This is a genomic window from Pseudonocardia sp. DxW (assembly GCF_058448985.1).
Window position 1 is genome coordinate 48,373 of record NZ_JBZFLK010000005.1, and the last position, 22,497, is coordinate 70,869.

The following is a 22,497-nucleotide window of genomic DNA, read 5'->3' on the forward strand; positions in this document are numbered from 1 at the left end:
CAGTCCATCGCGGCGTCCTCGTCGACGATCCCGGAGACCAGCGCGGCCCCCTCCTGCTCGACGACCTCGCGGGCCTCGGCGGGCGAGGACACCCGTCGGGGGACCAGTGCGGCGGAACCGACATCCATCACGACCGTCTGTTGAACCGAGCGGTTCAACAGACGGTGGGGGCCGTCCGTGACGGGGGTGTTTCGGTTCCCGTACGTCAGTGCAGCGGGGCGCCGGTCTTCTCCCGCACCTCGTCGGCGGTCACGCCGGGGGCGGTCTCGACCAGCGTCAGGCCGTCCGGCGTGACGTCGACGACGGCGAGATCGGTGACGATCTTCGTGACGCAGCCCAGCCCGGTGATCGGCAGGCTGCACCGCTCGACGATCTTGGGTGTGCCGTCCCGGGAGACGTGGTCCATCATCACGATGACGGTGCGGGCGCCGTGCACGAGGTCCATCGCCCCGCCCATGCCCTTGATCATCTTGCCGGGGACGGCCCAGTTGGCGAGATCGCCGTTGGCCGCGACCTCCATCCCGCCGAGCACGGCGACGTCGAGCTTCCCGGCGCGGATCTGGGCGAAGCTGTCCGAGGAGCCGAAGTAGGCGGCGCCGTCGTTGACGGTGACGGTCTCCTTGCCGGCGTTGATCAGGTCCGGATCGACCTCGTCGTCGGTGGGGTAGGGGCCGACGCCGAGGATGCCGTTCTCGGAGTGCAGGATCACCGTGCGGCCGGCCGGGATGTGGCCGGGGACCAGGGTCGGCATGCCGATGCCGAGATTGACGTACGAGCCGTCGGGCAGCTCGTCGGCGACCCGGGCCGCCATCTCGTCGCGGGTGCGCGCCATCAGCCCTGCTCCGTCCCGGTCGTGGTGGAGACGGTCCGGAACTCCACCGGCTTGTCGACGTCCGGCACGTGCACCACGCGCTGCACGTGGATGCCGGGGGTGTGCACGTGATCGGGATCGATCTCGCCGGGCTCGACCAGGTGCTCGACCTGGGCGATGGTGATCCGGCCCGCGGCGGCGGCGTCGGGGTTGAAGTTGCGTGCCGAGCGCCGGTAGACGAGGTTGCCGTGCCGGTCGCCCTTCCAGGCGTGGACCAGCCCGAAGTCGGGGGTGAGGGCGCGCTCGAGGACGTAGGACACGCCGTCGAACTCGCGGACCTCCTTGGTCGGTGACATCACCGCGACCGACCCGTCCGGCGCGTAGCGCCAGGGCAGTCCGCCCTCGGCGACCAGGGTGCCGACCCCGGCGGGGGTGAATAACGCGGGGATCCCGGCGCCGCCGGCGCGCAGCCGTTCGGCGAGGGTGCCCTGCGGGGTCAGCTCCAGCTCCAGCTCGCCGGCCAGGTACTGCCGGGCGAACTCCTTGTTGTTGCCGACGTAGGAGCCGATCGTGCGCCGGATCCGGCCGGCCGCGAGCAGCGTGCCCAGGCCGAACCCGTCGACGCCGAGATTGTTCGAGATCGTCTCCAGGTCCGTCGCGCCCTGCTCCAGCAGCGCCGCGATCAGCACCGTCGGGACCCCGGACATGCCGAACCCGCCGACCGCCAGCGACGCGCCGTCGCCGATGTCGGCGACCGCCTCAGCGGCGGATGCCACCACCTTGTCCATCACGCACCTCCGTCGGGCGCCACGGTACCGCGGTGTTCGATTCACGCACAAACGTTCGCTGTGCGAACACCTACCCGGCGACGGGACCGGAGTGCTCGTCGCCGACCGCGATCGCGCCGTCGGACACCACGTCGGCGTACACCCCCGCGCACGCCCAGATCCCGCCGATCTGCGGGATCTCGATCCGGTTGTGCTTCGCGATCGCCCGCAGCGTGTTCGGGTCCCGGTCCAGGTCGCCCTGGGCGAGCGTGGTCATCACGCAGCGCATGGTGGCGAACGAGTACCGCACCCGGACGCCGCCGATCAGCGACTCCAGGCCCGGCCAGTCGTTCTCGACGAAGCCCGCGTCGGCCCCGCGCAGCACGACGTTCGGCCGGTACCGGCGGGCGTCGAAGGTCGCCTCCGGCGCGAGCTCGCGCAACCGGTCCAGGGTGGACTCGGTGAGCACGTGCAGCGTGGACAGGTCGAAGAAGGTGCCGGGCGCGCCGAACATGGACACGTCGAACCGGCTGACCCGCTCGCCGGTCTCCTCGTGCCGGGCGGTGGTGCCCGCGATCAGCTGCTCGGGGGCCAGCTGGTCGACCGGCAGGCCCTCGATCTCCGGCCACACCTCCTCGAACTGGCTGCCCTCCGGCGGCTCGGCGATCAGCCGCACCTCCCGGTCCAGCGCGGCCGACAGCGCGGTGTCGATCCCGGGATCGTCGGAGCGCAGCATCGACCCGTCCGGGAACCGGATCTCGATCTCGGGCAGCGGCCGGCCGGGTTCGGGATCGGCGGCGAACCGGGCGGAGAAGTCCAGCAGCCCGGACCACAGCCGGGGGACCTTGGCGCTGGCGACGGTGCCCGACTCGACGTCGTACACGGCCAGCGCCCGGTCCCCGAGCAGGCCGCGGGCGGACACGTCCGCCCGGTCGAGGCTCTCGCCGAGCATGGACTTCACCGGGTACCGGTGCAGGGAGACGACGGTCATGGCGGTGTGTCTACCGGTCGCGAACCGGCCCCGCCCAGCACCTCCTCAGCCGAGGAGTGCGGTGCGCAGTCCGTCCGCGGATGCGTACACCGTCGTGGCGCCGGCGGCCTCCAGCTCGCCGGGCTCGGCGTAGCCCCAGCCCGCGCCGACGCAGCGCAGGCCGTGCTCGGCCGCGCCCTCGACGTCGTGCAGGCGGTCGCCGACCATCAGCGGCTCGTCGGCGCCGGTGGGCCCGCCGAGCCGGCGCAGCGCCTCGGCGACGACCGCACCCTTGGTCGGCCGGTCCGCGGTGCGGGTGTCGCCGACGATCTCGGCGAACAGGTCGGTCCAGCCGTGGTGGGCGAGGATCTTGCGCGCCGACGGCTCGGCCTTGCTGGTCGCGAGCGCCATCGTCACGCCGGCGTCGGACAGCGCGCGGAGCAGGTCCTCGATACCGGGGTAGGGGGCGCAGTCCAGGCAGCCGTCCTCGTCGCCGTAGATCCGCCGGTAGATCGGGAGCACCCGGGCGGTGCCCTCGTCGCCCAGGATCGGCGGCAGCGAGCGGTAGAGCGGCGGGCCGAGCAGGTGGGTGCCCAGCGCGGAGTCGGGAACCTCCAGGCCGGCCTCGTCGATGGCCCGGCGCATCGAACCGAGGATGCCGGGGGCGGAGTCGACGAGGGTGCCGTCGAGATCGAGCAGGATGTGGGTCAGCACGTCCCCATTGTGCCCATCCCGTTCGTGCGGCCTCCGTACACTCGTCCGCATGTCGAACAGTCTCTTCGGTCCGCTGTCCGGCACCGCACGCGTCGACACCGTGCTCGACGACGCCGCCTGGATCGCGGCGCTGCTGGAGGTCGAGCTGGCGCTGTCCGCCGTCGCGGCCGAGCAGGGCGCCGTCGACCCGGACGACGCGGACGGCGTCGAGCGGGCGGTCGCGGCCGTCGCCGGGCTCGACCCGGCCGCGCTCGCCGCCGAGTCGGTCGAGGGCGGCAATCCGGTGATCCCGCTGGTGAAGCGGCTGAAGGCGGCCGCGGCCCGGATCCAGCCGGGCGCCGAGCGCGCCGTGCACCCCGGCGCCACCAGCCAGGACGTCCTGGACACCGCCCTGGTGCTGCTCACCCGCCGGGCCGGGCACCGGATCGTCGAGGACCTGACCGCCTGCGCCGACGCCGCCGCCGCACTCGCGGCCGCCCACCGGGACACCCCGTGCGCCGCCCGCACGCTCGGCCAGCAGGCGCTGCCGACCACGTTCGGCCTGGTCGCCGCCACCTGGTGCACCGGGCTGGACCGGGCCCGGGTCCGGCTCGGCGCGCTGCTCGACGCGCTGCCCGTCCAGTTCGGCGGGGCCGCGGGCACCCTCGCCGCGTCGCACCCGCACGGCCCGGCCGTCGCCGACGCGCTCGCCGCCCGGCTCGGGCTCGCCGCGCAGGGCGTCCCGTGGCACACCGAGCGGACCCGGATCGGCGAGCTCGCCGGTGCGCTCGGCGTCGCCGCCGGGGCGTGCGCGAAGCCGGCCACCGACGTCGTGCTGCTGTCCGCCACCGAGCTCGGCGAGGTGTCCGAGGCCGCGCCCGGCGACTCGTCGTCGATGCCGCACAAGCGCAACCCGGCGGCCGCCGTCACCGCGCGCGGATCGGCCCGCCGGGCACCCGGGCTGGTCGCGACCCTGCTGGCGAACGCCGATCACGAGTTCCAGCGGGCCGCCGGTGCCTGGCACGCCGAGTGGGGGACGCTCACCGAGCTGCTGCGGGTCACCGCGGGCGCCGCCGCCCGGCTACGGGTCTGTCTGAGCGGACTGCAGGTGCACCCCGACGCGATGGCCCGCACTCTCGCGCTCGCCGCCGGCGCGCAGGGCGCGGGCAGCGGGCACGCCGCCGAGCTGGTCGACCGGGTGCTCGCCGGGCGGCCCGGATGAGCGAGGAGCGCCGCGAGCAGGTCCGCTCGCTGGCCCGCGGGCTGGCCGTCATCCGGTCCTTCGACGCCGACCATCCACAGCAGACGCTCGCCGACGTCGCCCGGTCCACCGGTCTCACCCGCGCCGCCGCCCGCCGGTTCCTGCTCACCCTGGCCGACGAGGGCTACGTCCGCACCGACGGCAGGCTCTTCGCGCTGACCCCGCGGGTGCTGGAGCTGGGCTGGTCCTACCTGTCCGCGATGGGCCTGCCCGAGGTCGCCGCGCCGCACCTGGAACGGCTGGTCGCGACCGTGCGCGACTCGGCGTCGGTCTCGGTGCTCGACGGCGACCCGGCGACCGGCTACGACGTCGTCTACGTCGCCCGGGTGCCGACCGCCCGGATCATGACGGTCACCATCACGATCGGCACCCGGTTCCCGGCCTGGGCGACGTCGATGGGCCGGGTGCTGCTCGCGGCGCTCCCGGACTCCACACTGGACACCTACCTGGACGGGCTGCGGCCGGAGACGCTCACCGAGCACACGGTCGCCGGCGCCGATGCGCTGCGCGCCGAACTGGACCGGGTGCGCGCGGACCGGCACTGCGTCGTCGACCAGGAGCTGGAGGCCGGGCTGCGGTCGATCGCGGTGCCGGTGCACGACCGTTCCGGACGGGTGACGGCGGCGGCGAACGTGTCCACCCACGCGTCCCGCCGGGACGCCGCCGCGCTGCGCGCCGAGGTGCTGCCGGAGCTGCGGGGCTGCGCGGCCGCGATCGAGCTGGACCTGCGCGCCTCCGGGTGACGCCGGCCGGCCGGGCCGGGGAACATCGGGACGGCGGCGCCGGTTGGCCAGGACGAGGCACGAGCATTACGGAGGCACGGTGAGCGGACGTCTGCACCTGGCGGTCGAACTCGGCGCGGCGGGCCGGCATCCCGGCGGGTGGCGGCTCGCGGGCGACCCGGAACGGCTCTTCGGCGCCGGGCACCACGTGGAGCTGGTCCGCACCGCGGCGCGCGGCGGGCTGGACCTGGTCGCGCTGCCCGACTCGCTGCTCCCGCCGTCCGACGACCCGGCGGCGCTGCCCGGCACCCTCGACGCGGTCGGCATCGCCGCCCGGGTCGCGCCGGTCGTGCCGGGGATCGGGCTGGTGCCGACCGTGACGGTCACCCACACCGAGCCGTTCCACCTGTCGAAGGCGATCGCGACGCTCGACTTCGTCGCGACCGGCCGGGCCGGCTGGCAGCCGGACGTGTCGCGCACCCGCGCCGAGGCCGACCTGTTCGGCCGCACCACCGACCCGCGCGAGCCCGGCTCGCTGTGGCGGGAGGCCGGCGAGGTCGCCGAGGTCGTCGCCCGGCTCTGGGACTCCTGGGAGGACGACGCCGAGATCCGGGACGCCGCCACCGGCCGGTTCGCCGACCGGGCCAAGCTGCACCACATCGACTTCGCCGGTGAGTTCTTCTCGGTGAAGGGGCCCTCGATCACGCCGCGGCCGCCGCAGGGGCACCCGCTGACGGTGCTGCGCGGCGACGAGCCGGCGGCGCTGGCGGTCGCCGCCCGGTACGCCGACGTCGTCCGGGTCACCGCCGACGGCATCGCCGCCGCGGCCGAGGCCCGGGACCGCGTGCGCGCCGCCGTCGCCGACGCGGGCCGCGATCCCGAGCAGGTCGCCGTGCTGCTCGACGTGGAGACGCTGCTCGGGCCCGGCGCCGCGGACCGGCTCGCCGAGCTGGACCGGCTCGCCCCCGCCGGGGCGGACATCGCGCCGTCGACGCTGCGGCACGTGGGCGACCCGGCCGAGCTGGCGGAGCTGCTGCGCGACGCCGCCGAGGAGCGCGCCGCGGACGGGTTCGTGCTGGTCCCGCTGGCGCTGCCCACCGGCATCGACGAGATCGTGGACGGCCTGCTGCCCGCGCTCGGCGACACCTGGGCGCCCGCCCCCTACGACGGCACCCTGCGCGACCGGTTCGGCCTGCCCCGCCCGGCGAACCGGTACACCGCCCCGGTCGCCTGACCGGCAGACTCCGCGGGGTGCGAGAGCTCACCGCGGACCAGAGTCTGCGCGCGCTGCTGGCCCGCCAGCTGCTGCTCGACCGGGCCGAGCTGCCGGTGCCGCGCGCCCTGGAACGGCTGTGCGGCCTGCAGACCCAGCACGCGCCGTCCGGCTACCTGGGCCTGCACGCCCGGCTGGCCCGGTTCGACCGCGGCGAGCTGACCGCGATGCTGCACGACGGCCGGGTCGTGCAGGCGTGGGCGATGCGCTCGACGATCCACATGCTGGCCCGCCGCGATCACGCCCCGTTCACCGCGGCGGTGCGGGCCGAGCAGCGGGCGGGCTGGCTGCGGCTGCGCCGCGAGCTCACCGCCGGCGACATGACCGCGGCCGCGGCCGCGGTGGCCGGGCTGCTCGCCGGCGGGCCGCTGCGACAGGCCGAGATCACCGCCGGGCTCACCGCCCGCGGACTGCCCGCCGCCGCCTTCCCCGGCGTCCAGCAGTGGATCGACCTGGTCCGGGTGCCGCCCGCCGGGACCTGGGACTCGCCGCGGGCGCACGTCTACGGCCTCGCCCCGGCCGGCACCGCGCGCGAGCCCGGCGCTGTGTCCGGCACCGCGTCCGGCGCCGCCCGGACCGGGCTGGCGCGCCGCTACCTGCGCGCGTTCGGCCCGGCGTCGGTACCGGACGTCGCCCGGTTCGCCGGCTGGCCGGTCGGCGTCGCCCGGACCGCACTGGCCGGGACCGAGCTGCGCCGGTTCACCGGCGAGGACGGTGCCGAGCTGGTCGACGTTCCCCGGGCACCGCTGCCCGATCCGCGCATCCCGGCGCCGGTGCGCTTCCTCGGCCCGTTCGACGCCGTGCTGCTGCTCGGGCACGCCGCGCGCGCCCGGATCCTGCCGGCCGCGCACCGCCATCACGTCTTCGCGACGACCCGGCCCCGGTCCGCGCCGACCTTCCTGGTCGACGGCCGGGTCGCCGGCACCTGGGCCCACCGGGACGGGCGGATCGAGACGGTCCCGTTCGCGCCGCTGCGCGCCGCCGACGCCCGCGCGGTGGCCGACGAGGCGGAGCGGCTGGCGGCCTGGCACGCAACCTGACGCCGCCCCGGCCGGAAACCGACGCCGACTGGCAGGATCTTGCTGGACCGGGCGTTCCTGCCGTCCTACTGTCGGTGCATGCTGCGCAGCGTCTCGGTGCTCGTGCTCGACGAGCTCGCCGTCTTCGAGTTCGGCGTGCTCTGCGAGGTGTTCGGGCTGGACCGCTCCGACGACGGCCTGCCCGTCCTCGACTGGGTGGTCTGCGGCCCCGAGGCCGGCCGCCCGGTCACCACCAAGAACGGCTTCACCATCACCCCCGATCGCGGGCTCGACGCGCTGCCCGGCGCCGACCTGGTCTGCGTCGCCGCCACCGCGCTGCGCGAGTTCCCGCCGGCCGCGCTGGACGCGCTGCGCGAGGCCCGCGCCCGCGGCGCCACCATCCTGTCCGTCTGCTCGGGCGTGTTCGTGCTCGGCGCCGCCGGGCTGCTCACCGGCCGGCGCTGCACGGTGCACTGGAAGCACGCCGACGAGCTGCGCGCCACCCATCCCGAGGCACTGGTCGAGGACGACGCGCTCTACGTCGACGACGGCGACCTGGTCACCGGCGCCGGCACCGCCGCCGGGATCGACGCATGCCTGCACCTGGTCCGCCGCGAGCTCGGCGGCGCGGTCGCCAACGGCATCGCCCGCCGGATGGTCGTCCCGCCGCAGCGCGAGGGCGGCCAGCGCCAGTTCGTCGAGCTGCCGGTGCCCGAGTGCACCGCGGACTCGCTCGCCCCGCTGCTCGCCTGGCTGCTCGAGCACCTCCACGCCGAGCACACCGTCGCCGCGCTCGCCCGGCGGGCGGCGATGTCCGAGCGGACCTTCGCCCGCCGCTTCGTCGAGGAGACCGGCACCACCCCGCACCGGTGGATCTCCGCGCAGCGGGTGCTGCACGCGCGCACCCTGCTGGAGGAGACCGAGCTCGGGATGGACGCGGTCGCCGCCCGCGCCGGATTCGGCACCGCGGCCCTGCTGCGGCACCACTTCCGGCGGGCGCTGGGCGTCTCACCCGCGGACTACCGGAGCACCTTCCGCTGCAACCGGGCCGTCGAGCCCGCGTGACCGACCGCACAGCCCTTCGCGGGCCTGCGAAACGTGTCCGTATCGCACGATGACGGGATGACCGGACCGGCACCGACGACCACCACCACCCGGGAGCGGATGCGCCGCGCCCCGGTCGAGACCGGCCTGGGGATGGCGCCCGATCCGGCGTCCACCCGGGAGGACGTACGGCTGCGGATCCCGCTGCACGACGGCGTCCTGGACGCCACCGGGCGGGTGCTGCCGCTGCTCCCGGCGCTGCTCGCCGACTCCGGCATCGGCTACCTGGTGTTCTCCACCGGGAAGCTGGCCGCCGGCGCGCCCACCGTGGACCTGCGGCTCGATCTCGCCGGGACGCCCGCACCGCAGGCGGCCTGGCTCACCGCCGAGCTGAGCCTGCTGCACCTCGACGACGAGATCGGCGTCGGCCGCGCCGAGATGCGCGACGACACCGGGGTCCTGGTCGCGCACGCCGTCGTCAGCATGGCGGTCACCGCCGTCCCGGACCGGCCCGGCGGCCTCGCCCGGCCCGGCGGCGCGATCGATCCCGCCGCCGGCGGGGCCCGGGACGGCGGATCCGGTCCCGGCACCGACTTCCGGTCCGCCATCCCGCCGTTCGACCCGCAGCGGCTGCGGCCCGAGCGGCTCGAGTTCGACGGCGCCGACGCGGTGCTCACCCCCGGCCCGTCCACGGTGAACCTCAACGGCACCACGCACGGCGCCGTGCTGAGCGGCTTCGCCGCCGCCGCGCAGGCCGCCCACCTCGGCGACCCCGCGGCCCGCCCGCTGTCGCTGGCCGTCGAGTTCCTCCGCCCGGCGCACGTCGACGTCGCACTGCGGGCGCGCACCACGACCGTCCGCGACGGCAGGCGGTTCTGGGCGATGCGCACCGAGCTGCTGCTGCCCGACGGCCGCGTCGCGGTCCGCGCGACCGGATCCGGACTGCGTCCCGCTGCGTGATCGCCCGGACGGGGGGCGGCTGTTAGCGTCGTCACCAACCGCTCACGGAGGTGCGATCGTGACGTCCGCGCAGGTGCCCACCCCCCGCCCGTACCGGGTCGCGGTGATCGGCTCCGGTCCGTCCGGGCTGTACACGGCCGAGGCCCTGCTGGAGGGGGATCCGGGCGTCCACGTCGACATCATCGACCGGCTGCCCGCGCCGTACGGCCTGGTCCGCTACGGCGTCGCACCGGACCACCTGAAGATGAAGTCGGTGATCCGCGCGCTGGTCACCACCTTCGACGACGCCGACCGGGTCCGCTTCCTCGGCAACGTGCACGTGGGGGAGGGCGGCATCCCCGGCGAGGCGCTGCGCGAGCACTACCACGCCGTCGTGCACGCCACCGGCAGCGCGGTGGACCGCGATCTCGGCGTCCCGGGGGAGGAGCTGACCGGGTCGGTCGGGTCCGGCGCGTTCGTGTCCTGGTACTGCGGTCACCCGGACGCGAGCGGCCCCGGCCCGGCGCTGGACCGGCCCGGCGCGGTGGTGGTCGGCGCCGGGAACGTCGCGATCGACGTCGCCCGGGTGCTCGCCCGCCCGGCCGAGGACCTGGCCGCCACCGACGCGCACGACGCGGTGCTCGACGCGCTGCGCGCCGGTTCGGTCACCGACGTGCACGTGCTCGTCCGGCGCGGCCCGCAGCACGTCCGGTTCACCCCGGCCGAGCTGCGCGCCCTCGCCACGCTCGACGACGTCGAGATCCGGGTGCACGACGACGGCGTGCTCGCCGCGGGCGTCCCGGAACCGGCCGAGCGGCGGATGCGCCAGGTCGTCGAGACCCTGACCGAGTGGGCGGCCGAGCCGCCCGGGCGGGGCGGCCGCCGGCGGCTGCACCTGCGTTTCCTGCGCTCCCCGGTGCGGCTGCTCGGCACCGGCGGCCGGGTCACCGGCGTCGAGGTCGAGCGCAACGAGATCACCGCGGACGACCGGATCCGCGGCACCGGGGAGACCGCGGTGCTCGCCGCGGGGCTGGTGGTGCGCGCGATCGGCTACCGCGGCGAGCGGATCGCCGGCCTGCCGTTCGACGCGGCGACCGGCACCGTGCCGCACGAGGCGGGCCGGGCCGTGCTCGGCGGGGAGCCGCTGCGCGGCAGCTACGTGGCGGGCTGGATCAAGCGCGGCCCGACCGGCGTGATCGGCACGAACAAGGCCGACGGCGCGGAGACCGCGGCGTCGGTGCTGGCGGACCTGCCCGATCTCGGCACGCCGCCCCGGCCGGGTGGCGACGCGGTGCTGGACCGGCTGCGCGACCACGGGATCGAGCCGGTGCTGTGGGACGACTGGCTGCGCCTGGACGCCGCCGAGATCGAGCTGGGTGCCCGGCGCGGCGGCACCGAGCGGGTGAAGATCGCCGACCGGGCACTGATGCTCGACGCGGCCCGGGGGACCGGCGCCCGGTCCTGAGCGTCAGCCGGTGCGCGGGAGCAGCGGCTGGAGCCGCAGGCGCAGCGACCGCTGCAGCAGCGCCGGCCAGGCGTGCACGGCCAGGCCGCCGAGCAGGAGCCACAGCGCGCCCCAGCCGTACCCGGCGGCCGCGGCGGCGACGGTGAGCCCGGCGTGCACCGCGAACCCCGCGGTGTGCGCGACGAGGCTCTCCCGGACGGCCCGGTCGAGGGCGGGGAGGGCGGCCCGGGTCCCGTCGTAGGAGCGCATCCGGGCGACGACGCGGTTCCAGCGGATCCGGTCGAGCAGCCGGTCGAACCGTGCGACGCCGAGCCTGCGGTGCCAGATCCGCTCCGCAGGCGGCACCCGGAACCGGCCGTCGGGGGTGCGCCGGGTGAGCGGCTCGCCCACCAGCGCGCCGAGCAGCAGGGTCCAGGTGGCGGCGACCACGGCGAACACCGGATGGCCGGGCCCGATCGCGATCCAGAACCCGCCGAGCACCGCCGCGACCACGACGGAGCCGCCGACCGCGAGCAGGTCCCGGGCGGTCGCCGAGGGGCCGCCGGGCGGTGCGGCGCTCAGTACGGGTCGACCGCCAGGACGCCGGGGATCGCGAGCATCCGGCTCTCGAACTCGTCGGCCTCGGCGGGCGTCATCGACATGGTGCAGGTGACCGAGCTGTAGGCGACGCCCTCGCGGACGTCGACCGAGAACTCCCGCAGCGGGCGGCCGCAGGTCTGCAGCGCGGTCGCGAGCTGCATGACGCCGTCCATCCCGTCGCCGGTGACGACGGTGTGCCGGCGGGGCATCCGGGCCGCGATGTCCGCGGGGCCACCGGAGGCGGCGGGGAAGCTGAAGGTGGTGGGGCGGTCGGCGGTGATGCTCATGATGGGAGGGCTCCGTGCGTTGCGCGAGTGAGGCTCAGAACGCGAGCCAGGTCTCGACCGTCGTGACAGTGGACGGGAGGGGTGCGCCTGGATGGGGCGCGGCGCGTCGGCGGCCTGGATCAGCCGACGCGCAGTGCTACTGCCGCGGTAAGTCGTGCTGCGGGCAGCGCTGCGGCCGGAGCAAGGATGTGCTCGACGGGGCGCATGACGATCACAGTAGCAAGCGGGTGCGGCCTGCGCCACACCGGCCCGGTGCCGCGGACGGTCAGTCCAGTCCGATCGCGAACGCGGCGTCGGTGTCGGCCCTGGAGTACGAGCGGAACGCGATGTGCGTGTCGGTGCCGATCACCCCGTCGACCCGGCCCAGCTTGCCGGCGATGATGTCGGCGAGCTGCTCGTGCTCGCGGACCTTGACGATCGCGATGAGATCGACGTCCCCGGCGCACGAGTACACCTCGGCGACCCCGTCCAGGTCCGCGATCGCCTGGGCGGTCTCCGGGATCCGGTCGGCAGCGGTGTGCACCAGGACGATCGCGGTGATCACGGGGACTCCCCCTCGGGTCGGGACCGGTGGTCGCGTCCAGGCTAGACGGTGCGGTGCCCGGCGCCGAGGCGACGGCCGTCCGGCCTGGTGCGCCGGTGCCTGCGCGCCCCATACTGCCCCGGTGCAACGGCCGGGCGGCACGGCGTCGTTCATCGGCCGGGAGGCCGAGCTGGCGGCCCTCACCCGGCAGGCGATCGGCGGTGCCGGCGGGCTGACGCTGCTGACCGGCGAGGCCGGATCGGGCAAGACCCGGCTGCTGTCCGAGCTCGGCGACCGGGCGGCTGCGGCCGGGGCGCGGGTGCTCCGCGGCCGGGCGGTCCCCGGCGGCGGCGCCTTCCGGCCGCTGGCCGAGGCGCTGGTGCGCGCCGCGCCGCCCGCACTCGCGGCGGACCGGCGCCTGGCGGCCTTCCGGTCGGTGCTCGCCTGGGTGCTGCCGTCGTGGCCGGCCGGGACGGCGCCGTCGACGCATCTCGTCGATCCGGCCCTGGTGCTGGGCGAGGCGGTCCTGGAGCTGCTCGACGTCGTCCGCGACGGTGGCCGGTGCCTGGTCCTGCTCGACGACCTGCACTGGGCGGACGAGGACACCCTCGCGTTGCTGCAGTACGTCGCGCCGTCGCTGCCCGGCTCCGGGGTGCGGGTCGTCGGCGCCGCCCGCAGCGACGAGCAACGACCGGACGGCCTCACCCGGCTGCTGAACGGCCGGGAGGCCGCCCACGTCGCCGTCCCCCCGATGGGGCGCGCCGAGCTGGCCGGGCTGGCGCGGATGTGCGCGGGCGGGGAGCTGGCCCCGGAGCTCGAGACCTACCTGGTGGACGCGGCGGGCGGGCTGCCGCTGCTCCTCGAGGAGCTCGTCGCGCACCTGCTGGGCAGCGGGGCGCCGGGCGACGGCCCCGGTGGACGGCCCGCCGTGCGGGACCTCGCCGGCACCGTCCCGCCCGGGTTCGCGGAGATCGTGCAGCACCGGACCGCCCTGCTGACCGACGGGCACCGGGAGGTGATCGTCGTCGCGGCGCTGCTCGGGCAGGACGTCCGCTGGGAGCTCCTGCCCGCCGCGACCGGGACCGGGCGTTCGCTCGTCGCCGCCGCGATCCGGGCCGGGGCCGATGGCGGGCTGCTGGCCCTCGATCCGGCCGGGACACCGCGGTGGCGGCACGCGCTCACCCGCGACGCCGTGCTCGCCCGGCTGTCCGCGCCGGAACGGGCCGATCTCGCCGCGACGGTCGCCGACCGGCTGGCCGGCGCCGGGACCGCCGAGCACGAACCCGCCCTGCTCGCCGACCTGCACGCCCGCGCGGGTCGCCCGCACCGCGCCGCCGCGCTGCTGCGCAGGCAGGCCGCCGACCACGTCCGCGCCGGTGCCCTCGCGGCCGGGATCGACGTCCTCGAACGCGCCGTCGTGCTGGCCGCGGGCGATCCCGCCCTGGCCGTCGCGGTCCGGGTCGACCACGTCCGGGCGCTCGCGCTCACCGCCCGGGTCGGCGACGCGCTGGCCGGCGGTGACCAGGAGCTGCGCCGGGCCACCGGGACCGGCCGGTCGGACCTCGCGGCGGCGCTCGCCGACGCCTGCCTCGCCGCGGAGCGGTTCGACGACGCCGAGCGCTACCTGCACGAGATCGCCGACCCGGCCGGTCCGCGCGCCCTCGGCCTGGCGGCGCAGCTCGCACTGGGCCGCGGCGATCCCGGCGCGGCGGCCGGGCTGGCCGACCGCGCCGCCGCCGCGGCCGGGCGGGCCGGCCGGCCGGACCTGCTCTGCACGGCGCTCGAGATCGCGGGTCGCGCCCGGCGCCGCTCCGACCCGCGCCGGGCGGGGGAGGCGCTGCGGGCCGCGCTGCGGACCGCCGAGCAGCACGGGCTCGTCCCGCAGCGGATCCGCGCGCTGTCCGAGCTCGGCGTCGAGGAGCTGTTCGAGGCGGGCGACGGCGCGGCGCTGCGGGAGGCCGAGGCGCTCGCCGTCGAGGCGGGGATGCTCGGCACCGCACTCGGGCTGGAGCTGCAGCAGACGGCGCTGGCCGCGGGCACCGAGGGCATGGTCGGCGCGGCGGCCCGCGCCCGGCGGTGCGCCGACCGGGCGGCCCGGCTGCGCCTGGACGGGGTGCGCGGGCACGCGCTGATGTGGGTGGCCCGGGGCCGGGTCCTCGCGGGCCACCCGGACGAGGCGGGCCCGATCCTCGACGAGGCCCTGCGCTACTCGGTCAGCCCGGTGCACATCCACGCCACCCGCCACCACCTGGCCGGCCTCGACGCCTGGCTGGACGGCGACACGGAGCGCGCGGTCACCGGGCTGGGCCGCGCCGTCGGCGTCCTGCGCGGGGCGCCCGGGGCCAACGCCACCCCGATCTGGGGGGAGTGGGCGCTGCTGACGACGATCGCCGATCCCGCCGACGGCCGGGCCCGCGCGGAGCTCCGGCGCTCCGACGTCGGCGTGCAGGTGATCAACCGGGCGGCCCTGCGGCTGGCCGACGCCGTCGCCGCGCACCACGGCGCAGACGCCGCCGGGGCCGCCCGGCTGCTGTCGCAGGGCCGCGACCTGCTGGTGCGCAGCCCGTTCCACCGGGCCCTGTTCGACTCCTTCCTCTGCACGGCGGACGGCCTCGTCGACCCGATCGCGACCCTGAACGCCGCGCTCGCCTGGCTGGCCGGCACCGGCGAGGTCCGGATGGTCCGCCGGTGCCGGGTGCTGCTGCGTCGCGCCGGGGGAGCGGTGCCCCGGCCCGCCCGCGACAACGGACCGGTCCCGGTGCACCTGCGCGCCCGCGGGGTGACCGGGCGCGAGTTCGAGGTGCTCGGCCTGGTCGCCGAGGGCCTGGACAATCCCGGCATCGCGCGCCGCCTGCACCTGTCGCGGCGCACCGTCGAGACGCACGTCAGCAGGCTGCTCGCCAAGACCGGCGAACCGGGCCGCGGCTCCCTCCCGCACTGGCTCGCGCCCCGGCCCGACTAGATCCGTGAGGCTCCCGGATCCGCGCGGGTGCCCCGACCGCGATCGTCGTGGCCATGACCAGCACATCGAACACCGCGATCTCCGGCCTCGCCGACGTCGGCGACGGCGTCCGCATCCACTACGAGGAGCGCGGCAGCGGCGACACCGTCCTGCTGGTGCACGCCGGCCTCTACGGCGACTGGTTCGCCCCGCTGCTGCGCGAGCCCGCCCTCGACGGCCACCGGATCGTCCGCACCCACCGGTCCGGCTACGGGGCGAGCCCGCGGGTGGACCGGCACCTGACGATCGCCGACCACGCCCGGCACTGCGCCGCCGTGCTCGACCGGCTGGGCGCCGGCCGGTCCTGGATCGTCGGGCACTCCTCGGGCGGCGCCATCGCGCTGCAGACCGCGCTCGACCGGCCGGACCTGGTCGCCGGGCTGATCCTGCTCGAACCGGCACCCAGCCCGTCCGGTCCGGCCGGGGCCGAACTCGGTGAACGGGTCGTCGGGCCGGCGATGGCCGCGCTCGGCGCCGGCGGGCCCGGCGCCGCCGCGAGGATCTTCCTGGACGGCGTCTGCGGTGCGCACTGGGCGCCGCTGCCGGTGCAGCGCAACGGCGACGGCGCCGACGCGCAGCTGCTGGCGGACGCGACCTACTTCTTCGACGACGAGATCCGGGCCGCGATCGAGTGGCACCTCGATCCGGGCGCCGCCGCCGGCCTGGACCGGCCGGTCCTGATCGTGCACGGGGCCCGCAGCCCGGAGCGCACCGGCGCCTACGCCGAGACCGCCGCCCTGCTGCAGGGGATGCTCCCGGACGCGCGCTGCGTCGAGCTCGCCGGTCTCGGTCACGCGATGCCGCTGGAGGACCCGGCCGCGGTCGCCGAGCTCGTCCGCACGACGGTCCGGGGCGGCGCCGGGGCGCACTGACCGGCCGGCGCGGGGCCGCAGTGACCGGCCGGGCGTCAGCCCGCGGCGAGCTCGGTGGACAGCGCCGCCCAGCGGGCCAGCAGATCGGCCCCGGCCCCGGAGTCGATCGCCCGGGCGACCGTCTCCAGCGCGTCGCCGATCGCGGCGGTGAGGTCGTCCCCGATCCCGCGGTGCGCGGCCAGCGCACCCGCCGCGTTGAGCAGCACCGCGTCCCGCACCGGGCCGGTCTTCCCGGCCAGCAGGTCGCGCACCACGGCGGCGTTCACCTCGGGGGTCCCGCCGCGCAGGTCGTCGGCGGTGGCCGGGCGCACGCCGAGATCGGCCGGATCCAGCCGGGCCCGGCGGACCTCGCCGCCGTCGGCGATCCAGACCGAGCTGGACGTCGTGGTGGTCAGCTCGTCGAGGCCGTCGTCGCCGCGGACGACCAGTACCGACTTGCCGCGCCGGGCGAACACCTCGGCCATCGTCGGGGCGTGCACCGGATCGGCGCAGCCGATCAGCCCGGTCGCCGGCTGGGCCGGGTTGGACAGCGGCCCCAGCAGGTTCATCGCGGTCGGCACGCCCAGCTCGCGGCGGACCCCGCCGGCGAAGCGCATCGCCGGGTGGAACGCCTGCGCGAAGCAGAACCCGATGCCCAGCTCGGCGACGCACCGCTCGACGGCGGCCGGGGTCAGCTCGATCGCGACGCCGAGCGTCTCCAGCACGTCCGCCGTGCCGGACCGGGACGACGCGGCCCGCCCACCGTGCTTGACCACCGGCGCACCGGCGGCGGCGACGACGATCGCCGACATCGTCGAGATGTTCACCGTGTGCGCCTGGTCGCCGCCGGTGCCGACGACGTCGAGGGCGCGGCCGGGCACGTCCACCCGCAGTGCGTGCGCCAGCATCGCGTCGGCCATGCCGGAGATCTCGGCGGGGGTCTCGCCCTTCGCGCGCAGCGCCACGAGGAACCCCGCGAGCTGGGCCGGGGTCGCCTCGCCGGCGAACACCTGACCCATCGCCCAGGTGGCCTCCTCGGCGCTGACGTCCCGGCCGCTCACCAGCCGGCCGATCACGGAGGGCCAGGTGGGTGCGCTCACGCGATGTGTCCTTCTACTTCTGTGCGGTCAGGGTTCCGGCGCGGTGCTCGCGCAGGACCTGGGCGACGACCTCGGCGGACTCGATCGGGTCGAGCGGGTGCACCAGCACGGCGTCGGCCTCCGACCAGGTGGCCAGCCACCGGTCGTCGCGGCGCCGGACGGTCAGCACGATCGGGGGACAGTCGACGATCTCGTGCCGCAGCTGCTTGGCGACGCCCATCCCGCCGGTCGGCTGCGCCTCGCCGTCGAGGACCAGCAGGTCCGCCGCGCCGGCGTCGCAGGCCGCGAGCACCTCGGCGATGCCGCTCGCCTCGAGGTAGGTCACCCGGCCGACGTCCGGGGCGGGCCGGCGCCCGACCGCGTTGATGATGCCCTCGCGCACCTCGGGACGGTGGCTGTAGACCAGCACGGTGCTGGTGCCGCCCGCCGTTCCGCCGGTCGCGCCGCCGATCTCTGCCGCTGCTCCGCTCGCCACCCGTCGGATAGTAGACGGTGCGGGCGTTCCGGCCGGGCGGCCGGGCGCCGGGAACCCGGCGGGGGTCGTCGTTCGTTCCACCGTTGCGGCACCGGGCGCGACACTCCTGCCGCCCGGGCCGGCCGAGGATCTGCTGATCACGGGCACCGTTCGCCGATCGTGATGCGCGGATGGGTATCCCGACAAGCCGTAGAAGTTCGGCTCGGGTCATAATGCCCGGCGTGACGACAGCGGCACCCAACATCAGCGCGCGGATCCATTCGCTGAACCGCCCGAACCTGGTCAGTATCGGCACCATCGTCTGGCTCGCCAGCGAGCTGATGTTCTTCGCCGGGCTGTTCGCGATGTACTTCACCGCGCGGGCGCAGAACGACGGACCGTGGCCCCCACCCCCGACGGAGCTCGACGTCCCGTACGCGCTGACGATCACGATCGTCCTCGTCGCGTCGTCGTTCACCTGCCAGTTCGGTGTGTTCGCCGCCGAGCGCGGCGATGTGTTCGGGCTCCGCCGCTGGTACGTCGTGACCCTGCTGATGGGCACCTTCTTCGTCATCGGCCAGTCCTACGAGTACTACGTGCTGGTCACCCACCACGCGACGACGATCTCGTCCAGCGCCTACGGGTCGGTCTTCTTCATGGCGACCGGCTTCCACGGCCTGCACGTCATCGGCGGTCTGGTCGCGTTCGTCTACCTGATCATCCGGACCAAGCTGAGCAAGTTCACCCCGGCACAGGCCACCGCTGCGATCGTCGTGTCCTACTACTGGCACTTCGTCGACGTGGTGTGGATCGCGCTGTTCGCCGTCATCTACTTCATCCGCTAGCCGGCTGACCCCCTGACCGCACCCGCCACGACGTCGAGGTTGGAAGACCCCCAGCGATGACCGAGAATCCCGAGGGCGCTGACAGCGCAGCCCAGAACCCACCACCGGGCGGCCGGCCCGAGCAGAAGGCCGGACGCCGCTCCCGCCCGCACGGCAAGACCCACCGCAGGATCGCGGGTGCTCTGGCCATCGGCCTCAGCCTGGTCACCGTCGGCTTCCTCTACACCGCCCTGGCGCCCCAGCCGCAGGTCGCCGAGGCGCAGCCGGACGCCGCTCTGATCGCGCAGGGCGAGCAGCTCTACAACAACACCTGCATTACCTGCCACGGTGCGAACCTGCAGGGCGAGCAGGACCGCGGGCCGAGCCTGATCGGCGTCGGCGACGCGGCGGTGTACTTCCAGGTCTCGTCGGGCCGGATGCCGATGGCCCGGCAGGAGGCGCAGGCCGCCCGCAAGCACCCGCTGCCGATCTTCGACCCGGACACCGCCGAGGGCCGCGCGAACCTGGAGGCGCTGGGCGCCTACATCCAGGTCAACGGCGGCGGGCCGATCACGCCGGCCGAGCGGGGCGAGGCGCTGCGCGGGGACGACCCGGGCCGCGGCGGCACGCTCTACCGGCTGAACTGCGCGTCCTGCCACAACTTCACCGGTGTCGGCGGCGCGCTGTCGTCCGGCAAGTACGCCCCGGCGCTGGCCCCGGCCAGCGAGTCGCAGATCTACACGGCGATGCAGACCGGTCCGCAGAACATGCCGCGGTTCTCCGACCAGCAGCTCACGCCGGAGGAGAAGCGCGACATCATCGCGTACATCAAGGCGGTCAACGAGACCAACGACCCGGGTGGTTACTCGCTGCTGGGCCTCGGCCCGACGGCGGAGGGCATCTTCGTGTTCGTGTTCGTCATGTCCGGGCTGGTCGGTTTCGCGATCTGGTTGGGGGCGAAGAGTTGAGCAGCGAGGTCAGCACCGGAGCGGACAGGCGTCCGACCCGTGAGGAGCTCGACGAGATGTCGCCCGAGCAGTTGGCCCGGTTGGCCGGCGAGCTCGACGAGGTCGAGGTCGTGCACAACACGCCGGCGTTCCCGATCCCGGGGACGCGGGCGGAGAAGAGGGCCGAGCGGTCGGTCGCCCTGTGGTTCGTGATCTCGGCGCTGTCCGGGCTCGCGTTCGTGGTCGCCTTCATCTGGTGGCCGTGGGAGTACGTGAACGTCGGCGAGCCCGGCTACACGATCTACTCGATGTACACGCCGGTGATCGGAGTCACCTTCGGGTTCTCCATCCTGGCGCTGGGCATCGCGGTGATCCAGGCGGTCAAGCAGCTGTTCCCGCACGAGGTGTCGGTCCAGCAGCGGCACGACGGGCCGTCCGACGAGCTGGACCGCCGGACCGTGATCGCCCAGCTGACCGACGCCGGGAAGGGCACCACCCTCGGGCGGCGGAAGCTGATCATCCGCAGCGCCGGGCTGGCCGCCACGGTTGTCGGGATCGGCACCGGCGTGGTCGCGCTCGGCGGGATCATCCGGAATCCGTGGGCCGAGGGTGACGAGGCCCCGCTGTGGCACACCGGATGGCGCCCGGAGAACGGCGAGACCGTGTACCTGCGCACCGATACCGGTATCCTCAGCGAGATCGCACGCGTGCGGCCCGAGGACATGGAGCCCGGATCGATGATGACCGTCTTCCCGTACCGGGAGAGCGAGCGCGGGAACGAGGAGGAGCTGCTGCACGCTCAGCGCGCCTCGGACGCGCCGGTCATGCTGATCCGCCTCCGCCCCGGCACCGTGGTGAACGCGCGCCCCGGTCAGGAGGACTTCAACTACGGCGACTACTACGCCTGGTCGAAGGTGTGCACGCACGTCGGCTGCCCGACGTCGCTTTACCAGGCCCAGGACAACCGCATCCTGTGCCCCTGCCACCAGTCGCAGTTCCTGGCGACGGAGGACGCCGTGCCCGTCTTCGGGCCGGCCGCCCGCCCGCTGCCCCAGCTGCCGATCACGGTGAACGATGAGGGCTACTTCGTCGCGGTGAGCGACTTCGTCGAGCCCGTCGGACCTGCGTTCTGGGAGAGGCCGAAGACGACATGAGTTCGATCACCACACCGACGTCCTCCCCGGGAGGAGGGTCGTCCAAGGCCGCCGACGCGCTGGACCAGCTCGACCAGCGCTTCCACCCGGCCGCGGGGCTGCGCAAGCAGTTCAACAAGGTCTTCCCGACCCACTGGTCGTTCATGCTCGGTGAGGTCGCGCTCTACAGCTTCATCATCCTGCTGCTGTCGGGCACCTACCTGGCGCTGTTCTTCGATCCCTCGATGGAGGAGATCGTCTACAACGGCCCGTACGACCCGCTGCGCGGCGTGCACATGTCGCGCGCCTACGAGTCGGCGCTGGAGATCTCGTTCGAGGTCCGCGGCGGCCTGTTCATGCGCCAGGTGCACCACTGGGCGGCGTTGCTCTTCGTCGCCTCGATGATCATCCACATGTTCCGGGTGTTCTTCACCGGCGCGTTCCGCAAGCCGCGTGAGACGAACTGGATCATCGGCATCGTCCTGATCCTGCTGGGCACCTTCGAGGGCTTCACCGGCTACTCGCTGCCGGACGACCTGCTCTCCGGGGTCGGCCTGCGGATCGCCTCGGGCATCACGCTGACCGTGCCGGTCATGGGCACATGGGTGCACTGGGCGCTGTTCGGGGGTGAGTTCCCTGGCACGGAGATCATCCCAAGGCTCTACATCATCCACGTGCTCGTGCTGCCCGGGATCATCCTGGCGCTGATCGCGGTGCACCTCGGGCTCGTCTGGTACCAGAAGCACACCCAGTTCCCGGGGCCGGGCCGGACCGAGAAGAACGTCGTCGGCGTGCGGATCATGCCGCAGTTCGCGGCCAAGGGCGGCGCCTTCTTCGCCGTCACCGCCGGTGTGATCTGCCTGGTCAGCGGCCTGTTCCAGATCAACGGCATCTGGCATATCGGCCCGTACGACGCCTCGCACATCTCCGCGGGTTCGCAGCCGGACTTCTACATGTTGTGGTCCGAGGGGATGGCCCGGATCTTCCCGCCGTGGGAGTTCTACCTCTTCGACACGTACACGATCCCGGCCGCGTTCATCCCGACGGCGGGCTTCCTCCCGGTGCTGTTCCTGGTGGCGGCCGCCTATCCGGCGATCGAACGCAGGTTCACCGGGGACGACGCGATCCACAACCTGCTGCAGCGCCCGCGGGACGTCCCGGTCCGCACGGCGCTCGGTGCGATGGCGATCTCGTTCTACCTGTGGCTCGTGATGTGCGGGTTCAACGACTGGATCGCGCTGTTCTTCCACATCTCGCTGAACGCGACGACGTGGGCGGGCCGGCTAGGACTGCTGATCGTGCCGCCGATCGTGTACTGGGTGACCTACCGCTGGTGCCTGGGCCTGCAGAAGTCGGACCGGGCCGTGCTCGAGCACGGCATCGAGACCGGCATCATCAAGCGGCTCCCGCACGGCGAGTTCATCGAGGTGCACCAGCCGCTGGCCGGTGTCGACTCGCACGGGCACCCGATCGAGCTGGAGTACCAGGGCACCTCGGTCCCGAAGCGGATGAACCAGCTGGGCTCGGCGGGCGAGCCGGTCCCCGGTTCGCTGCTCTCGCCGGACCCGGTGGAGGAGACCAGGGCGCTCGCCCAGGCCCGGCACGAGGTGCACGAGCGCGAGCTCGCCGAGCGCGACGAGCGCGCGGCGGCCCGGCGGGAGCTGGAGTCCCGCCGGGAGGAGCTGTCCGGCCGGCCGGACGACGGCGGCCGCCCGCAGCAGCCGGGCGACTGACCCCCGCGCACGACACGCACGACAGGAAGGGCCCCGTCACCGGCGGGGCCCTTCCGCGTGTGATCACCGCGGTGGTGCACGGGACCGCGATCCGCGCGGCC

At 75.0% G+C, this 22,497-nt stretch carries 22 protein-coding genes; 13 read left to right on the plus strand and 9 right to left on the minus strand.

Translation table 11 applies throughout. From position 1 onward, the window contains the following. Positions 1 to 205: 205 nt before the first annotated feature. The 4 genes from ACVJO7_RS09180 to ACVJO7_RS09195 all read right to left on the minus strand — a co-directional run bounded on the left by ACVJO7_RS09180 (position 206) and on the right by ACVJO7_RS09195 (position 3,262). Positions 206 to 832, minus strand: coding sequence for a 3-oxoacid CoA-transferase subunit B (locus ACVJO7_RS09180; RefSeq protein WP_344018707.1), 627 nt, complete (start codon positions 830 to 832; stop codon positions 206 to 208). After that, a complete protein-coding gene (locus ACVJO7_RS09185) occupies positions 832 to 1,599 on the minus strand; it encodes a CoA transferase subunit A (protein ID WP_491672502.1) in 768 nt (255 codons plus the stop codon). The genes ACVJO7_RS09180 and ACVJO7_RS09185 overlap by 1 nt, the downstream gene beginning before the upstream one ends. 70 nt (positions 1,600 to 1,669) lie before the next feature. Further along, a complete protein-coding gene (locus ACVJO7_RS09190; protein ID WP_491672503.1) occupies positions 1,670 to 2,569 on the minus strand; it encodes an MOSC domain-containing protein in 900 nt (299 codons plus the stop codon). Between the two features lie 45 nt (positions 2,570 to 2,614). Continuing rightward, positions 2,615 to 3,262, minus strand: a complete 648-nt coding sequence (locus ACVJO7_RS09195) for an HAD hydrolase-like protein (protein WP_491672504.1) — start codon at positions 3,260 to 3,262, stop codon at positions 2,615 to 2,617. A gap of 49 nt (positions 3,263 to 3,311) precedes the next feature. On the opposite strand from ACVJO7_RS09195, the gene ACVJO7_RS09200 reads away from it, so the two are divergent. From ACVJO7_RS09200 to ACVJO7_RS09230, 7 genes are all read left to right on the plus strand, one after another. Beyond that, positions 3,312 to 4,463 (plus strand): lyase family protein, encoded by a 1,152-nt coding sequence (locus ACVJO7_RS09200; protein ID WP_344018716.1) that lies wholly within the window; start codon positions 3,312 to 3,314, stop codon positions 4,461 to 4,463. Beyond that, positions 4,460 to 5,245, plus strand: a complete 786-nt coding sequence (locus ACVJO7_RS09205) for an IclR family transcriptional regulator domain-containing protein (protein WP_491672505.1) — start codon at positions 4,460 to 4,462, stop codon at positions 5,243 to 5,245. Before ACVJO7_RS09200 ends, ACVJO7_RS09205 begins: the two co-directional genes overlap by 4 nt. A gap of 79 nt (positions 5,246 to 5,324) precedes the next feature. Then, positions 5,325 to 6,458, plus strand: coding sequence for an LLM class flavin-dependent oxidoreductase (locus ACVJO7_RS09210; protein ID WP_491672506.1), 1,134 nt, complete (start codon positions 5,325 to 5,327; stop codon positions 6,456 to 6,458). Between the two features lie 17 nt (positions 6,459 to 6,475). After that, on the plus strand, positions 6,476 to 7,537 hold the full coding sequence (locus tag ACVJO7_RS09215; protein ID WP_491672507.1) for a winged helix DNA-binding domain-containing protein: 1,062 nt from the start codon (positions 6,476 to 6,478) through the stop codon (positions 7,535 to 7,537). Positions 7,538 to 7,615: 78 nt separating this feature from the next. Next, positions 7,616 to 8,581, plus strand: coding sequence for a helix-turn-helix domain-containing protein (locus ACVJO7_RS09220; protein ID WP_491672508.1), 966 nt, complete (start codon positions 7,616 to 7,618; stop codon positions 8,579 to 8,581). 57 nt (positions 8,582 to 8,638) lie between these two features. Next, positions 8,639 to 9,520, plus strand: coding sequence for a PaaI family thioesterase (locus ACVJO7_RS09225; protein ID WP_491672509.1), 882 nt, complete (start codon positions 8,639 to 8,641; stop codon positions 9,518 to 9,520). Positions 9,521 to 9,578: 58 nt separating this feature from the next. Then, positions 9,579 to 10,964 (plus strand): FAD-dependent oxidoreductase, encoded by a 1,386-nt coding sequence (locus tag ACVJO7_RS09230; RefSeq protein WP_491672510.1) that lies wholly within the window; start codon positions 9,579 to 9,581, stop codon positions 10,962 to 10,964. Between the two features lie 3 nt (positions 10,965 to 10,967). On the opposite strand, the gene ACVJO7_RS09235 is transcribed toward ACVJO7_RS09230, so the two are convergent. From ACVJO7_RS09235 to ACVJO7_RS09245, 3 genes are all read right to left on the minus strand, one after another. Next, positions 10,968 to 11,456: a glycosyl-4,4'-diaponeurosporenoate acyltransferase CrtO family protein gene (locus tag ACVJO7_RS09235; RefSeq protein ID WP_491672511.1), complete on the minus strand. Its 489-nt coding sequence runs from the start codon at positions 11,454 to 11,456 to the stop codon at positions 10,968 to 10,970. Between the two features lie 65 nt (positions 11,457 to 11,521). Beyond that, positions 11,522 to 11,830 carry a hypothetical protein gene (locus ACVJO7_RS09240; RefSeq protein WP_344018734.1) on the minus strand — a complete coding sequence of 103 codons (309 nt, stop codon included), beginning with the start codon at positions 11,828 to 11,830 and terminating at the stop codon, positions 11,522 to 11,524. A 265-nt stretch (positions 11,831 to 12,095) separates the two neighbouring features. Then, positions 12,096 to 12,374, minus strand: coding sequence for an Lrp/AsnC family transcriptional regulator (locus tag ACVJO7_RS09245; protein ID WP_358481931.1), 279 nt, complete (start codon positions 12,372 to 12,374; stop codon positions 12,096 to 12,098). A gap of 121 nt (positions 12,375 to 12,495) precedes the next feature. On the opposite strand from ACVJO7_RS09245, the gene ACVJO7_RS09250 reads away from it, so the two are divergent. Together ACVJO7_RS09250 and ACVJO7_RS09255 are read left to right on the plus strand one after the other, a co-directional pair. After that, on the plus strand, positions 12,496 to 15,315 hold the full coding sequence (locus tag ACVJO7_RS09250; RefSeq protein WP_491672512.1) for an AAA family ATPase: 2,820 nt from the start codon (positions 12,496 to 12,498) through the stop codon (positions 15,313 to 15,315). Positions 15,316 to 15,368: 53 nt separating this feature from the next. Next, positions 15,369 to 16,226 carry an alpha/beta fold hydrolase gene (locus tag ACVJO7_RS09255; RefSeq protein ID WP_491672513.1) on the plus strand — a complete coding sequence of 286 codons (858 nt, stop codon included), beginning with the start codon at positions 15,369 to 15,371 and terminating at the stop codon, positions 16,224 to 16,226. 35 nt (positions 16,227 to 16,261) lie between these two features. On the opposite strand, the gene trpD is transcribed toward ACVJO7_RS09255, so the two are convergent. Continuing rightward, on the minus strand, positions 16,262 to 17,305 hold the full coding sequence (gene trpD / locus ACVJO7_RS09260) for an anthranilate phosphoribosyltransferase (RefSeq protein ID WP_491672514.1): 1,044 nt from the start codon (positions 17,303 to 17,305) through the stop codon (positions 16,262 to 16,264). 13 nt (positions 17,306 to 17,318) lie between these two features. Next, positions 17,319 to 17,714: a response regulator transcription factor gene (locus tag ACVJO7_RS09265; protein ID WP_344019328.1), complete on the minus strand. Its 396-nt coding sequence runs from the start codon at positions 17,712 to 17,714 to the stop codon at positions 17,319 to 17,321. 278 nt (positions 17,715 to 17,992) lie between these two features. Here ACVJO7_RS09265 and ctaE point away from each other — a divergent pair, with 278 nt between their 5' ends. The 4 genes from ctaE to qcrB are packed head-to-tail and all read left to right on the plus strand — an operon-like array spanning position 17,993 to position 22,396. Beyond that, positions 17,993 to 18,604, plus strand: coding sequence for an aa3-type cytochrome oxidase subunit III (ctaE, locus tag ACVJO7_RS09270; RefSeq protein WP_491672515.1), 612 nt, complete (start codon positions 17,993 to 17,995; stop codon positions 18,602 to 18,604). A 56-nt stretch (positions 18,605 to 18,660) separates the two neighbouring features. Next, a complete protein-coding gene (gene qcrC / locus ACVJO7_RS09275) occupies positions 18,661 to 19,551 on the plus strand; it encodes a cytochrome bc1 complex diheme cytochrome c subunit (protein ID WP_491672516.1) in 891 nt (296 codons plus the stop codon). Next, a complete protein-coding gene (qcrA, locus tag ACVJO7_RS09280) occupies positions 19,548 to 20,684 on the plus strand; it encodes a cytochrome bc1 complex Rieske iron-sulfur subunit (RefSeq protein WP_491672517.1) in 1,137 nt (378 codons plus the stop codon). Before qcrC ends, qcrA begins: the two co-directional genes overlap by 4 nt. After that, positions 20,681 to 22,396, plus strand: a complete 1,716-nt coding sequence (gene qcrB, locus ACVJO7_RS09285; RefSeq protein ID WP_491672518.1) for a cytochrome bc1 complex cytochrome b subunit — start codon at positions 20,681 to 20,683, stop codon at positions 22,394 to 22,396. Before qcrA ends, qcrB begins: the two co-directional genes overlap by 4 nt. The last annotated feature ends 101 nt before the right edge of the window (positions 22,397 to 22,497 follow it).

Excerpts from the sequence above, each read along its gene's own strand:
- ACVJO7_RS09220 (WP_491672508.1), top strand. The coding sequence starts at position 7,616 with ATGCTGCGCAGCGTCTCGGTGCTCGTGCTCGACGAGCTCGCCGTCTTC.
- ACVJO7_RS09225 (WP_491672509.1), top strand. The coding sequence starts at position 8,639 with ATGACCGGACCGGCACCGACGACCACCACCACCCGGGAGCGGATGCGC.
- ACVJO7_RS09190 (WP_491672503.1), bottom strand. The coding sequence starts at position 2,569 with ATGACCGTCGTCTCCCTGCACCGGTACCCGGTGAAGTCCATGCTCGGC.
- qcrC (WP_491672516.1), top strand. The coding sequence starts at position 18,661 with ATGACCGAGAATCCCGAGGGCGCTGACAGCGCAGCCCAGAACCCACCA.
- ACVJO7_RS09205 (WP_491672505.1), top strand. The coding sequence starts at position 4,460 with ATGAGCGAGGAGCGCCGCGAGCAGGTCCGCTCGCTGGCCCGCGGGCTG.
- ACVJO7_RS09240 (WP_344018734.1), bottom strand. The coding sequence starts at position 11,830 with ATGAGCATCACCGCCGACCGCCCCACCACCTTCAGCTTCCCCGCCGCC.
- ACVJO7_RS09185 (WP_491672502.1), bottom strand. The coding sequence starts at position 1,599 with ATGGACAAGGTGGTGGCATCCGCCGCTGAGGCGGTCGCCGACATCGGC.
- ACVJO7_RS09255 (WP_491672513.1), top strand. The coding sequence starts at position 15,369 with ATGACCAGCACATCGAACACCGCGATCTCCGGCCTCGCCGACGTCGGC.
- ACVJO7_RS09200 (WP_344018716.1), top strand. The coding sequence starts at position 3,312 with ATGTCGAACAGTCTCTTCGGTCCGCTGTCCGGCACCGCACGCGTCGAC.
- ctaE (WP_491672515.1), top strand. The coding sequence starts at position 17,993 with ATGCCCGGCGTGACGACAGCGGCACCCAACATCAGCGCGCGGATCCAT.
- ACVJO7_RS09180 (WP_344018707.1), bottom strand. The coding sequence starts at position 832 with ATGGCGCGCACCCGCGACGAGATGGCGGCCCGGGTCGCCGACGAGCTG.
- qcrB (WP_491672518.1), top strand. The coding sequence starts at position 20,681 with ATGAGTTCGATCACCACACCGACGTCCTCCCCGGGAGGAGGGTCGTCC.